Genomic DNA, 12,623 nt, shown 5'->3' on the forward strand with positions numbered 1-12,623 from the left:
TCGATGGTAACCATTTGTTTCTGCTTTACCACAAAGCAAGCCGGAATGGACATGCCCCAGTTGCCGCAGTGCCGCGAGGCGGGGCGCAGGCGCACCGCGACAGGGCTTGCGTTGCGCCGCCAGAGGCCGGAATATCGGGGCGATTTCGACAATGGGGCCGCCATGGTCGCGACGCGGGCGGCGTGAAGGGGATGCAGGATGAACAGGGTTTCGCAGACAAGTTTCGCCGTGACGCCGGCAGAGGCGTTGGTCGGGATCAATGACCGCGCGGCGATGCTGTCGCAACCGGGGTTCGGCAAGTATCTGACCGACCACATGGTGACGATCCGCTATTCGGCCGACAAGGGTTGGCATGATGCGGCGCTGACGGCGCGTCACGACCTGTCGCTGAACCCGGCGACGATGGTGCTGCATTACGCCGGCGAGATCTTCGAGGGGCTGAAGGCCTATCGCCACCCCGATGGCGGCGCGGCGCTGTTCCGGCCCGACGCCAACGCCCGCCGCTTCAACGCCTCGGCCAAGCGTCTGGCCATGGCCGAACTGCCCGAGGATATGTTCGTGGACGCCGTGGCCGAACTGGCCATCCTCGACCGCGAATGGATCCCGTCCGAGGGCGAGGGGTCGCTGTATTTGCGCCCCTTCATGATCGGGACCGAGGTCGCGATCGGGAACCACCCCTCGGACAGCTTCCTGTTTTCGGTGATCGCCTCGCCGGTCGGGTCCTATTTCAAGGGCGGCGTGGCGGGCGTGTCGGTCTGGGTGTCCGACAACTACACCCGCGCCGCACCCGGCGGGACTGGTGCGGCGAAATGCGGCGGCAATTATGCGGCGGCGCTGGCCGCGCAGGCCGACGCGGCGCGGCAGGGTTGCGAGCAGGTGGTGTTCCTCGACGCGGTCGAGCGGCGCTGGATCGAGGAACTGGCGGGGATGAACGTGTTCTTCGTCTTTGACGATGGCAGCCTGCAGACCCCGCCGCTGACCGGCACCATCCTGCCCGGCATCACCCGCGATTCGCTGATCCGTCTGGCCCGCGACAAGGGCATGACCGTGCGCGAGGAACCCTATGCCATCGACCAGTGGCGCGACGATCTGGCCTCGGGCCGGCTGGTCGAGGTGTTCGCCTGCGGGACCGCTGCCGTTGTGGCGCCGATCTCGCAGATCAAGGGGAACGGCTTTGACCTGACCATCGGCGATGGCGGGCTGGGGCCGGTGACGGCCGATCTGCGCAAGACGCTGACCGATATCCAGTTCGGCCGCGCCGAAGGGCCAGAGGGCTGGGTGCACCGCCTGTTCTGACGTGACCCCGGCCTAGACCACCAGCACCGGCATCGGCGCGATGCCGGTGACCTTGTGGCTGACCGAACCGAGCAGGTAGTTCTCGGCCGAGCCGACCCCGCGCGCGCCGACCACGATCAGATCCAGCCCATGCTTGCGGGCAAAGGCCACGATGGTCCGCGCCGGCGGGCCGCTTTTGATGAAGGCCCGCACCTTCTCGACCCCTTGCTGCTGCGCGTGGCGCTTGGCGCGGTCGGCGGCCTCGCGCGCGGCGCCGCGCATGACATCGTCCAGCCGCTCGGGGTCGCTGGCGCGGACCATGGACAGCGACGCCTCGAGCATCGAGTGGCGGCGATAGACGGTCAGCACGTTCAGCGACGCATCGCTGAGCTTGGCCAGCTGAATCGCCTTGTCCAGCGCCCGCTCGGCCCCCGTCGATCCGTCATAGCCCACAAGAATATTGTCGAACATCAGCCCCTCTTACCGGTTGAAGAACAGGTCGCGCAGGAACAGGGCGATCTGCGGGAAGAAGATCAGCGCCACCGCCACCGCCAGCAGGATCGCGATGAAGGGCGGCGTGCCGCGGATCACCTCGACATAGGGCCGCTTGAAGACCGCAATCGCCGTGAAGATGTCGCAGCCAAAGGGCGGCGTGGCCGAGCCTATGGCCACCTGCAGGGTGATGATCGTGCCGACCAGCACCGGGTCCAGCCCCGTCGCGTCCACGACCGGCGCAAAGATCGGCACAAGGATCAGGATGACCACGATCGGGTCCACGAACATGCAGCCGACGAAGAACGCGACCGAGATGGTGAACAGCACCCCGTAACCGCCCATCTGGTCGATGCCGATGGCGGCCAGCACCTGCTGCGGGATCTGTGCAAAGCTGATGACATAGGAAAACGCCGCGCCCGCGCCGACGAGGATGAAGACCACCGCCGTGATCAGCCCGGTCGATTTGGCGGTCGCATACAGCGCCTTGAGGTTCATCTCGCGGAAGATCACCATCTCGAGGATCAGCGCGTAAAGCACGCAGGCCGCCGCCGCCTCGGTCGGCGAGAAGATCCCGCCATAGATGCCGCCGACGATGATGACCGGAAAGCCCAGGGGCCATAGCGCGCGGCGCAGCGCACGCCCCCGCTCGCGCCAGCTGGCGCGGTCCTCGGTCGGGACCTTGTTCCGCACCGCATAGATATAGCTGTAGATCGAGAACAGCAGCAGGATCAGCAGCCCCGGCCCGATCCCGGCGATGAACAGTTCTGAAATCGAGGTGCCAGACACGACGCCATAGATGATCATCCCGATCGAGGGCGGGATCAGGAACGCGATGTCCGACGAGTTGATGATCAGCGCCAGGCTGAAGCTGTCGGAATACCCGGCCTTGAGCAGGCGCGGCCGCAGCGGCCCGCCCACCGCGACCACGGTCGCCTGTGTCGAGCCCGACACCGCCCCGAACAGCGTGCAGGCCGAGGCGGTGGCGACCGCCAGCCCGCCTTTCAGATGCCCGACAAAGGCCATGACCAGATCGATCAGCCGCCCCGCCGACTGCCCCCGCGACATCAGATCGGCGGCAAAGATGAACATCGGCACCGCGATCAGGCTGGCGGGACGGATGCCGGCCAGGATCTGCTGGACCATCGTGTCAAGCTGGCCGAAGCCCCCGAACAGCGTGACAAAGCCGATCAGCGACCCGGCCAGCAGCGGGATCATCATGGGAAAGCCGAGCAGAAGCAGGACGATCATCACGCCGAAAATGGATAGGGCCATGATCTAGACCTCTTCTTCGTTGCTGTCGTCATAGCCTTCCAGCGTGCTGGTCGACAGCCAGATGGCAGGGTCGATGACGTTCTTGATCGCCGTCAGCCCGTATTGCAGCCCGGTCAGGAAGAACCCGACCGGCACCCAGACGATGATCCACCATTGCGGGATGGATAGCGCCGGCAGCAACCGACCGCGGCTGGCCTGCGCCAGCACGTAATCGACCGAATACCAGAACAGCAGGAACATGCCGGCCGCCGTGATCGTCGCGATCAGCGTCATCAGCAGCTTGCGCGGGCGAAACGGCATGGCGTCGAAAAACGCCGACATGCGGATGTGCCGCCCGTGACGCGCCGCGTAAGAGATGCCGGCGAATGTGATCAGGATGATCAGCGCCCGGTTCAGCTCTTCGGTGAACATGATCGACGACCCGAAGACGAACCGGCCGACGACGTTTGACACCGTATTCAGCGCCATCAGCAACACGCCGCTGGCCAGCAGCACCGCCTCGACCCTGGCGACGGCGACATCGACGATGCCGAGGATACCGGGAAGCCCGGACCGATAGGCGGAATCGTCGATGTCGTCGTCCACGACCTGCGCCTGACTCTCGGCCTGGGCGAGCAGGTCGGGATCGAGCTCGGGGCCGGCCCGCTCGCGTGGCGGGATCAGCGGTTGCGAAGCTGCCATCCTGTGGCCTTTCTGCTGTGGTGCATGAGGGGACCGAACGGCACGCGGTTGGGTCGGGTTCCGTCAGGCGCGCCGTGCCGGTGGGTCAAAACGACAACGCCCGACCTTTGCGGCCGGGCGTTGCAATCGCGTTCACCGGATCAGTTCGCCGGGGCGGGGGCGGCGTCCGCCGCAGGTTCCGCCGCAGCGTCCGCCGTGGCGCCGGCATCTGCCGCCGTGTCGCTGGCGGCGCTGTCGGCGGCTGCCTCGCCACCCGCCGCTTCGGCGGCGGCGTCCAGATCGGCCTTCATCTGGTCCAGTATCGTCTGCGCCTGCGGGCCGCCGATCTCGAGATAGGTCTTCTCGACCGCCTCGCGCGTGTCCATGAAGGGCTGGCGCTGCTCGGGCGTCAGCGTGGTCACGGTCAGCGAGGGCTTGGCCGCCTTCATCTCTTCGACCGAGCGCTGGGTCAGCCCCTCTTGATAGTCGAGGATATATTCGAAGGCCACGTCGATGGCGTCCTGCACCACCTTCTGATCCTCTTCCGAGAGCCCGTCATAGAACTCCTTGTTGGCCATGACTGCGGTGGTGTAGTTGTTGTGCCCGGTGAAGGTCAGGTGGTCGGTGACCTCGTAGGCCTTCTGCGAGTTCAGGTAGAAAAGCGGGTTTTCCTGCCCCTGAATGATCCCGGTCTGCAGGCTGCCATAGATCTCGCCCGTGGGCAGCGGCGTCGGCACGGCGCCAAAGGCGCGATAGCTTTCGACCAGCAGCGGGTTGGTCATCACCCGGAACTTGACCTCGTTCAGATCCTCGGGCGAGGTGACCGGCGATTTGGTGATCATCGCCACCTCACCCTCGGGGAACATGGTCAGCAGTTCCAGCCCCTGCTCGGCATAGAGCGGCGGGAACAGCTCGTGGATGGTCTTGGAATTGCGGAAGAAAGAGTTCAGCTGCTCGCCCTCTTGCGGCAGCAGATAGGGGACGAAGAACACCTGCGCCTCGGGGATCAGCGCGCCGGTAAAGCCGGGGGACTGGTCGACGAATTGCAGGATGCCGGACTGCGCCTGCTCCATGGTGTCGGCGGATTCGCCAAGCGTGCCAAAGGGGAAAAGCTGCACCTCGTGGTCGGAATTGGCCTCGACCTCTTCCTTGAACTTCTGGGCGAAGACACCCTGCACCTCGTCCAAAGCCTCTTCCAGCGCATAGCGCCAGGTATCGGCCATGGCGCTGCCGCTGCCGATGATCAGCGCGGCCAGGCTGGCCGCGGTCAGGTTCGTATAGGTCATATGATCTCCTGCGTCGTTGGACGGCGACATGGACCCGCCCGGCAATGAACAGTCAGATTTCTCGACGCGGACAGCACGCCCCCGTCACCCCGCGGTTCGCGTCTTGAGCGGGATAATCCATGCCGATTTATTGCATAAAACATGACAATCGATCCGGCGGCTGTCAAACGATTGGGGGAAATTAGATTTTTAAAGCGCATTATCAGTTGTTTAGCTTAGAGCCTTGCCGCGCGCGGCGGCTCGTCAGCCTACTGCCGCTAGTGATGTGGAGACGTGGAGGCTCGTGGCGTTCGCCACGGCAAAAGCTGGCAGACTGGGATGCTAGGCAACTCGAGCCTGCAGACCGCTTCAGTATGTGGCGAAAACTTTGACGCTCAGTCGCTCTGACGACACCCATGTCCATCGGCATGAGGCGTAACGAAAATCTCTATTAACCTGAAAAGGTGGCAGCCCGTAGGTGTTGCAAATCACATTGAATCTAAGAGAAAAAACTGGCCCGATACCGTCAAAAATACCGTAGATTCACACGCCAAATTTCTCGACCTTCTCAGAAGGGGATTTCTTCCTGCTCAATTTCGGTTGCACCATCGAGGGTGCGGCTTGATTGCGTAGATTGGCTCCGTTGCTCGGCAACTTCTGCCTCGTGCAATCGCCGCGCCTTCTCGCGCTTCTGACGGATGGAGTTCATTTCGCTGGAAAGTTTCTGCCCGCGCGTTGTGGACGAGCCGACGATGGCTTTGATGCCACCAAGATGCGATAGGAGCCGTGTCGCGCTTGAATCCACTTCTTCGAACGTCTGGGAAGCTAAGAACTCGGCCCAGAGTTCTTTTGAACGCAATTCGATACGGTTGGGAACGATGAGGTTCGCACCGACTACACCAACGCCTGTGATGAACACCGGGCGATTTCCGGTTTGGCTGCGCAACTTGTGCGACCGCAATCCGCTTTGCGCAACAATGCTCCGCACGTCCGAACGGAACTCGCCCGAAATTTGAGGACCAGAGATCGTCAGATCATCCACCCATACCGTATAGCCTAGCCCATCCTCGTCGCAACGATCCGCTATCATATCGAACATCGGTCGGTGGACGATTGACGCCAGCACAGGTGTTGACGTTGCCCCCAACTTTTATCCAGCGTGAGCGAGACTCCGGGACTGAGTTTTGCCCATTTGGGCGGGTTGGGCAACGGGGGCTGGCGCGGAGCTTTGCGGATTGCGCAGCGTCAGGCCCGTTGCGGGTGAAGGTTTCGGCAAACTCGGCTGGGGTCTGCCAGCTGAGGCGGGAGTGGGGGCGTTCGGTGTTGTAGTCCGTGCGCCAGGCGACCAGCGTTGCGCGGGCATGGTGCAGGGACGGGAACAGCGTTTCGTTCAAGAGTTCGTCTCGCAGGCGACCGTTGAAGCTTTCGATGAAGGCATTCTGGGTCGGCTTTCCGGGCGCGATGTAATGCCAGTCAAACTTGCGGTCATCCACGAATTTGAGGATCGCATTCGAGGTGAACTCGGTTCCATTGTCACTGACCACCGTCTGAGGCTTGCCGCGGGTGTCGAACAGCGTCGCCAGTTCCCGCGCCACCCTTGCCCCGAGAGCGACGTGTCCGCGATCAGCGCCAAGCATTCCCGCGTGCAGTCATCGACCACGGTCATGATCCGGAACCGGCGGCCATCGGTCAGCTGGTCTGACACGAAGTCCAGCGACCAGCGCTGGTTTGGCAGCAAAGGCAGCACCATCGGGCCCGTGTGCCCATGGCCCGCTTGCGCCCGCCCCGGCGACGGACATGCAACTGCTCTTCGCGGTAGATGCGAAACAGGCGCTTGTGGTTGACCTCGTGGCCCTCGCGCCGCAGGAAGACATGCAACCGACGATACCCGAACCGGCGCCGGACCTTTGCCAATTCTTTCAGCCGCTCGCGCAGCACAGGGTCGTCTTGGCGGACCACCTCATACCGCATGGTCATCCGGCAACAGCCGATCACCCGGCACGCCCGCCGTTCGCTCATCTCGTGACTTGCCACTAGATGCGCGACCGCTTGCCGCTTCGCGGCGGGCGTCACCACTTTTTTCCGAGCAGATCCTTCAAGGCCGAATTGTCGAGCATGGAGTCGGCCAGCAGCTTCTTCAGCCTGCCGTTCTCATCCTCAAGCGCCTTCAGACGCTTCGCCTCGCTGACATCCATGCCGCCATACTTGGCTTTCCACTTGTAAACGGTCGCATCGCTGACGCCGTGCTTACGGCAAAGATCGGCAACGGAAATCCCCGCCTCGTGCTCCTTCAGAATGCCGATGATCTGATCCTCGGTGAACCTGCTGCGCTTCATCTCTGGTCCTTTCGGTTAGGCCAGAGTCTACCTCAAACTGGATTAGGCAGAGGGGGCAACGTCAGAACCAATCGATTGGCTTCTGAAAGCCGCAATCATCAAAAACTTTCGCGATCATGGGAAGGCTCTGACGGGGAGGTTCCTTCATCAGAATCATCGTCAGATGATTGAACAGTTCCCCCGGCGAATAGGCATGACGAAAAACTTCGATCATTGCGGGAAACGTTTCGTCTTTTCCATTTTCCATTTTCTTTCCTTTGGTTAGTTGCCATCTGGGCATTGAGACTGCGCTAGCTAGAGAAAGTGCGGCATGAGGTTGAACTCACTATCTGAGACTCTAGCACGCGTGCTTGACTAGTTCAAGCACACGTGCTAGAGATTGTTGTGACGTCAGCACTAACCGCAGGAAATTCTATGACCGAAGATCAGTTCTCCGCTTCCCAGATTGGGGAAATCCTTGCCGACGCCTTGGAAGTCTCGACGGAAGCCCGGAACAACCTTCAACACCGTGTTCGATACCTCGCAAAGAAGAACTACCTGAAAGAGGGCCGAAAAATTGATCAGCGCGGAACGTTGCAGTTTCCGAAGTCAGAAGTCTACCGCGCGGCTATACTGTGCGAATTCCTCAATCTTTCTATGGATATGAAGATCGCTATCGGTGTTCTTGAGAGGGCCGAACGATTTAATCCCATTGGAGAGCTTCCTGAATCTGCACGGATCAAGGACGGCGGCGGATATACCTTTCACGGCGGACTATCAGATGCCGTGCGCGGGATAGCTTTCGGCGAAAAGTGGAAGCTGATTTTGACTTTGCAACGTTCAGGCTACGAAAGTGATGCTGGAATTGCCGCTCGCTACGTTTCGCCAAAAGAGTCGTCGGTAAACGTGGACCGACTGTTCGGACGGGCTGCGGCTGCAACCATCGTTGCTATCGATCTGACCGCGCTTTTCGAGAAGATCGTGCCTGTCGTTGGCAAGTTCTGACGTGGGCATTTCGGCGCATCATAGAGCTTTGCCGTCCCCGACCGCGCGGCTTCTGTCGCGTCCGGAAGCGGCTGCCTATGCCGGAGTCTCCCCGACGCTCTTTGACCGCATGAGGGGGGACGGCTTGATGCCCGGCCCGAAAAAGGTCTATGGGCGCGTCCTTTGGGATGTTCGCGCGCTGGACGCCGCGATTGATTGCTTGCCGGGCGACGATTTGTCGACGCAAGCTGCGAACCCATGGGACTGACCCCATGGAGAATCGTATGAAAGTGAGAATCAAGTATGTGGTGGAAGATACCGACCGGCATGGAAGCGTCCGCGTTTACTTGCGCAAGGATGGCCGGAAACTTCGACTGCATGGGCCGCTAGGCTCACCTGACTTCTGGCGCGAATATCATGCCGCACTGAAAGCACCGCCCAAGAAACGGGGCGAAACAAAGACTGTTCCCGGCACGATCCAGAAAGGCACGATGCGTTGGCTGGTGGCCCAATACACGGCGTCGGGAATGTTCAAGCAACTTGGGGCCAAGACTCAGAAGGACCGGCGCGCAACGCTGGAACGCTTCTGCAACAACATCCCCAAGGGTAAGACCTTGCCGGATGGAGAACTGCCATTCGATAAACTGCAACCCAAGCACCTGCGGTTGCGCCGGGATGCGATGGTGGCAACGCCAGAGGCAGCCAACACGATGTTGAAGGCGCTCAAGCAGGTGTTCAAGTTCGCGGTGCTTTACGAGCATTTGGCCGCGAACCCGGCTGCGGGCGTGGAACCGCTCAAATCCAAAGGCGACGGCTATCATAGCTGGACCCTGGAAGAGATTGAGAAGTTCGAGAAGGTTCACCCTATCGGCACAACGGCACGGCTGGCCTTGGCGCTGGCGCTCTACACGGGGCAGCGGCGATCCGATCTGGTGCAGTTCGGCAAACAACACGTCCGCGACGGCTGGTTGACCTTTACGCAGTTCAAGGGACGCGAGAACCGGCCTGTCAGGCTGGAACTGCCGATCATCCCGGAACTGCAACGCATCCTTGACGCATCCCCAACGGGCGATCTGGCCTTTCTGGCGACGGCATACGGCAAGCCCTTCACGGCTGCCGGATTCGGCAACCGGATGCGTGAATGGTGCGACAAGGCTGGGCTGTCGGATTGCTCAACCCACGGGCTGCGCAAGGCTGCCGCATCGCGGCTGGCGGAACTGGGCTGCACCGAATTCGAGATCATGGCTATCACCGGCCACCAGACAAGCAAGGAGGTTACGAGATATACCAAGGCTGCATCGCAAAGGCTTCGCGCGGAGTCCGCGCTGGCAAAGCTGACCGGGACTAAAAGCTGAACGAAAGTGTCCCACTTTTGCCCCCCGTTCGACGCGGTGGGACAAAACCGAATGCTAGGCTGCTGATTTTGTTGGGAAAAAATTTGAAGTGGCAGCCCGTAGGGGAATCGAACCCCTCTTTCCAGGTTGAAAACCTGGCGTCCTAACCGATAGACGAACGGGCCAGCCTTGGCGGCGGCGAGCTTTGCTCGCGGCGTGGAGCGGTGTTTAGGTCAGTCCTGTTTGGGGTGCAAGTCGAAAAATCGCGGCCTGCGGTTTTTTCTTTCGCGTTCAGGCGGGTTGCGGTCGTTACAGCGCGGCGACGTCGTCAAGGCGCAGGCGGACGCGGGCGCGGCCGCCCCAATGCGACAGTTCCAGCTTGCCTGCGGCGTGAAAGCGGCGGCCTCGGGCGGTCAGCAGCGCCGGGCCCAACTCTCCGTCCATCGCGCCCCAGGCCACCGCTTCCAGCGGCTTTTGACCGGCGGCGCGGAAGCTGGCGCGCAGGTGGTTCTCGCCCATCGCCGAGGCGCTGTCGAGAATCAGGTCCGAAAACGCAAAACGCGGGGCCGGGGCGGCCTGTCCGAACGGTCCGGCGGAGTCGATCATCTCGAGCAGTTCGGGTGTTGCCGCGGCGGGTTCGATCAGGCCCGAGATGCGCAGATCGGCCAGCAGGCGGCGCTGTGCCATTTGCGGGCCGATCAGCTCGGCCAGACGCGCCATGGCGGCGGGGATTGCCTCTTGGGCGACGGTCAGGCCCGCGGCCATGCGGTGGCCGCCGCCCTTCAGCAGCAGCCCTTCGGCCGCGAGGCGCTGCACCGCCTGACCCAGATCGACCCCGTCGACCGACCGCGCCGAGCCCTTGCCGATGCCGCCCTCGACCCCGATCACCACGGCGGGCAGGCCGCTGCGCTCCTTGACCCTCGCTGCGACGATGCCGACGACGCCGGGGTGCCAGCCATCGCCTGCGGCCCAGGCGAGCGCGGTGTCGCCGCGCGCCTCGACCTGCGACAGGGCCTCGTCGCGGACGGCGGCCTCGATGGCGCGGCGGTCGCGGTTCAACTCGTCCAGCGCCAGCGCCAGACGCCGCGCCTCGTCCGCGTCGGTGGCCGAGAGGCAGAGTGCGCCCAGATCAGCGCGGCCGACCCGCCCCCCGGCATTGACGCGGGGGCCAAGCACGAAGCCCAGATGAAAGCTGGATGGCGCGGTGTCCAGCCGGGCCACATCGGACAGCGCCGCCAGCCCCGGACGCGAGCGCCGCGCCATGATCGCCAGCCCCTGCCGCACAAAGGCACGGTTGACGCCGGTCAGGGGCGCCACGTCCGCCACCGTCGCCAGCGCCACCAGATCCAGCATCGGCAGCAGCGCGGGCTCGGGCGCGCCCTGTTTGCGCAGCACGCGCCCGGCCTGCACCAGCGTCAGGAAGACCACCCCGGCGGCGCAGAGATGGCCGAGGGTGCCGTCCTCATCCTGCCGGTTCGGGTTCACGACGGCCATCGCAGGCGGCAGCGTCTCGGCGCCCAGATGGTGGTCCAGCACGATGATGTCGGTGCCGCGGCCGGCGGCGAGCGCGTCATGCGACAGCGTCCCGCAATCGACGCAGACGATCAGGTCATGGTCGCGGGCCAGCGCCGCGATGGAGGGGGCGTTGGGGCCATAGCCCTCGTCGATGCGGTCGGGGATATACAGCGTCGCGCGGTGGCCAAGCTGGCGCAGCCAGTCCAGCAGCAGCGCCGCCGAGGCGCCGCCATCGACGTCGTAATCGGCAAAGATCGCGATGCGTTCGCGGCCTGTCGCGGCGCTGACCAGACGCTCGGCCGCGGGGCCGATGTCGCGCAGCGTTTCGGGGTCGGGCAGCATGTCGCGCAGGGTGGGGGCGAGAAAGCCCGGCGCCTCGGGCGCCTCGATCCCGCGCTCGGCGAGGATGCGGGCGACCGGCAGCGGCAGGGCCGAGGCCTGCGCCAGCGCCTCGGCGCGGCGGGTCATGGCGTCGTCCGGCCCGACCCAGCGGCGTCCGGTCAGCGAGCGTTCGACATTCAGGAAACTGGTCATGCCCGCCTGATCCTATATGCAGACGCAGGAGGCAAGCGGGATCGGGCGGCGGGCGGGTCTGGCGGCCCGGCCGCGATCAGAAGGCGAAGTTCAGCGTTCGCACGATGCCCAGCTTGACCGAGGGCTGGTTGCGGTCGCGCACCACCGGGCTGTCGGCCGAATCGCCGATGATGCGCCCGAAATTCATCTCGCCCAGAATGGCGGTCGCCGGGTTGACCTGATAGCGCGCCTCGATGCTGGCGGTGGCCGAGTTGAAGCCGTTGCCGGGGGCGTATTCGGTATAGTCGCTGCGCGCGGCCTCGATATCGGTGACGCCGAAATAGGTATCGTTATAGCGCGCATTGCCCCAGCCCGCCTTCAGCCCGGCCCATAGCGTCATGCGGTCGCCGGCCTCGAAGCGGTATTTGCCGCCGATCTCGCCGGTCAGCCCGTGATGGCCGCCAAAGCCCTTGCGGAGCGTGGCATAGCCGGTGGTCTGGCCCATGTTGTAGGTGGCCTTGATGCCGAACTCATAGGCGCGGCTGATGTCGTCGAGGCCCTCCAGCCGGTCGTCGTCATCCTCGTTCCGGGGGCCGACCATATTGGTGTTCAGCGACAGCCGGAACCCTTCGTCGCGGGACGGGCCGGCGCCGCCAAGGGCCAGATCGCGCAGGATCAGCCAGGGCCGGGTCTTGAACTCGTCCGAGCCCTTGTAGGTCCGCGAATAGGCCCCGCCCAACCCGATATCGACCGCCACCTTGTTCTGCCCCTTGCCCAGCACCGTCTGCGCGGCGGCAGGGCTGGCAAGCCCGGCGGCGAGAACGAGGGCGGCAATGGGGCTGGCGATCTGGGGCAGGATGCGGGTCATGAGGGGGAAAAGCCTTTCGCAAGCGGTCGGGCTTGCGCCCCGGTGATGGCCTAGATGGAACGAAGCGGCGCGGGGATCAAGCGGCAGCTTCGGCAGTCGGATCGGCGCGGCCCCCGCCGTGACCCGC

The 12,623-nt window shown here is 63.6% G+C and carries 11 protein-coding genes, 1 tRNA gene and 1 pseudogene; 3 read left to right on the forward strand and 10 right to left on the reverse strand.

Annotated features, from left to right (window positions below):
* The first annotated feature begins 198 nt into the window (after nucleotides 1-198).
* A complete protein-coding gene (locus CYR75_RS02475; RefSeq protein WP_101498691.1) occupies nucleotides 199-1,296 on the forward strand; it encodes a branched-chain amino acid aminotransferase in 1,098 nt (365 codons plus the stop codon).
* A 12-nt stretch (nucleotides 1,297-1,308) separates the two neighbouring features.
* On the opposite strand, the gene CYR75_RS02480 is transcribed toward CYR75_RS02475, so the two are convergent.
* The 7 genes and pseudogenes from CYR75_RS02480 to CYR75_RS02510 all read right to left on the reverse strand — a co-directional run bounded on the left by CYR75_RS02480 (nucleotide 1,309) and on the right by CYR75_RS02510 (nucleotide 7,550).
* Nucleotides 1,309-1,746, reverse strand: coding sequence for a universal stress protein (locus CYR75_RS02480; protein WP_101498692.1), 438 nt, complete (start codon nucleotides 1,744-1,746; stop codon nucleotides 1,309-1,311).
* A gap of 9 nt (nucleotides 1,747-1,755) precedes the next feature.
* Entirely contained in the window at nucleotides 1,756-3,042 is a 1,287-nt protein-coding gene (locus CYR75_RS02485; protein ID WP_101498693.1) for a TRAP transporter large permease, read from the reverse strand.
* Nucleotides 3,043-3,045: 3 nt separating this feature from the next.
* The gene (locus CYR75_RS02490; RefSeq protein WP_101498694.1) at nucleotides 3,046-3,723 is read right to left on the reverse strand and encodes a TRAP transporter small permease; all 678 of its coding nucleotides are present in this window, start codon (nucleotides 3,721-3,723) and stop codon (nucleotides 3,046-3,048) included.
* Nucleotides 3,724-3,863: 140 nt separating this feature from the next.
* Complete coding sequence (gene dctP, locus CYR75_RS02495; RefSeq protein WP_101498695.1) at nucleotides 3,864-4,988, reverse strand: TRAP transporter substrate-binding protein DctP; 1,125 nt, start codon at nucleotides 4,986-4,988, stop codon at nucleotides 3,864-3,866.
* Nucleotides 4,989-5,535: 547 nt separating this feature from the next.
* On the reverse strand, nucleotides 5,536-6,009 hold the full coding sequence (locus tag CYR75_RS02500) for a hypothetical protein (RefSeq protein ID WP_158644557.1): 474 nt from the start codon (nucleotides 6,007-6,009) through the stop codon (nucleotides 5,536-5,538).
* A gap of 214 nt (nucleotides 6,010-6,223) precedes the next feature.
* A pseudogene (locus CYR75_RS02505) lies at nucleotides 6,224-7,303 on the reverse strand (IS3 family transposase); the annotation flags it as partial.
* Between the two features lie 61 nt (nucleotides 7,304-7,364).
* On the reverse strand, nucleotides 7,365-7,550 hold the full coding sequence (locus tag CYR75_RS02510) for a hypothetical protein (protein ID WP_101498697.1): 186 nt from the start codon (nucleotides 7,548-7,550) through the stop codon (nucleotides 7,365-7,367).
* Nucleotides 7,551-7,717: 167 nt separating this feature from the next.
* Between CYR75_RS02510 and CYR75_RS02515 the strand changes: the two genes are divergently transcribed.
* Nucleotides 7,718-8,287: a hypothetical protein gene (locus tag CYR75_RS02515; protein ID WP_101498698.1), complete on the forward strand. Its 570-nt coding sequence runs from the start codon at nucleotides 7,718-7,720 to the stop codon at nucleotides 8,285-8,287.
* A 263-nt stretch (nucleotides 8,288-8,550) separates the two neighbouring features.
* On the forward strand, nucleotides 8,551-9,621 hold the full coding sequence (locus tag CYR75_RS02525; RefSeq protein ID WP_225972807.1) for a tyrosine-type recombinase/integrase: 1,071 nt from the start codon (nucleotides 8,551-8,553) through the stop codon (nucleotides 9,619-9,621).
* Between the two features lie 89 nt (nucleotides 9,622-9,710).
* On the opposite strand, the gene CYR75_RS02530 is transcribed toward CYR75_RS02525, so the two are convergent.
* The 3 genes from CYR75_RS02530 to CYR75_RS02540 all read right to left on the reverse strand — a co-directional run bounded on the left by CYR75_RS02530 (nucleotide 9,711) and on the right by CYR75_RS02540 (nucleotide 12,496).
* Nucleotides 9,711-9,785: transfer RNA gene (locus tag CYR75_RS02530), tRNA-Glu, on the reverse strand.
* Nucleotides 9,786-9,909: 124 nt separating this feature from the next.
* Nucleotides 9,910-11,649: a single-stranded-DNA-specific exonuclease RecJ gene (gene recJ / locus CYR75_RS02535; protein ID WP_101498700.1), complete on the reverse strand. Its 1,740-nt coding sequence runs from the start codon at nucleotides 11,647-11,649 to the stop codon at nucleotides 9,910-9,912.
* A 76-nt stretch (nucleotides 11,650-11,725) separates the two neighbouring features.
* A complete protein-coding gene (locus CYR75_RS02540; RefSeq protein WP_101498701.1) occupies nucleotides 11,726-12,496 on the reverse strand; it encodes a MipA/OmpV family protein in 771 nt (256 codons plus the stop codon).
* Nucleotides 12,497-12,623: the final 127 nt, after the last annotated feature.

It is taken from the genome of Paracoccus jeotgali, assembly GCF_002865605.1.
Lineage (GTDB): Bacteria > Pseudomonadota > Alphaproteobacteria > Rhodobacterales > Rhodobacteraceae > Paracoccus > Paracoccus jeotgali.

What these genes read in the sequence shown, in the direction of transcription:
- CYR75_RS02540 (WP_101498701.1), bottom strand. Translation starts at nt 12,496, where the DNA reads ATGACCCGCATCCTGCCCCAGATCGCCAGCCCCATTGCCGCCCTCGTT.
- CYR75_RS02525 (WP_225972807.1), top strand. Translation starts at nt 8,551, where the DNA reads ATGAAAGTGAGAATCAAGTATGTGGTGGAAGATACCGACCGGCATGGA.
- CYR75_RS02490 (WP_101498694.1), bottom strand. Translation starts at nt 3,723, where the DNA reads ATGGCAGCTTCGCAACCGCTGATCCCGCCACGCGAGCGGGCCGGCCCC.
- CYR75_RS02480 (WP_101498692.1), bottom strand. Translation starts at nt 1,746, where the DNA reads ATGTTCGACAATATTCTTGTGGGCTATGACGGATCGACGGGGGCCGAG.
- CYR75_RS02475 (WP_101498691.1), top strand. Translation starts at nt 199, where the DNA reads ATGAACAGGGTTTCGCAGACAAGTTTCGCCGTGACGCCGGCAGAGGCG.
- recJ (WP_101498700.1), bottom strand. Translation starts at nt 11,649, where the DNA reads ATGACCAGTTTCCTGAATGTCGAACGCTCGCTGACCGGACGCCGCTGG.
- dctP (WP_101498695.1), bottom strand. Translation starts at nt 4,988, where the DNA reads ATGACCTATACGAACCTGACCGCGGCCAGCCTGGCCGCGCTGATCATC.
- CYR75_RS02485 (WP_101498693.1), bottom strand. Translation starts at nt 3,042, where the DNA reads ATGGCCCTATCCATTTTCGGCGTGATGATCGTCCTGCTTCTGCTCGGC.
- CYR75_RS02515 (WP_101498698.1), top strand. Translation starts at nt 7,718, where the DNA reads ATGACCGAAGATCAGTTCTCCGCTTCCCAGATTGGGGAAATCCTTGCC.
- CYR75_RS02510 (WP_101498697.1), bottom strand. Translation starts at nt 7,550, where the DNA reads ATGGAAAATGGAAAAGACGAAACGTTTCCCGCAATGATCGAAGTTTTT.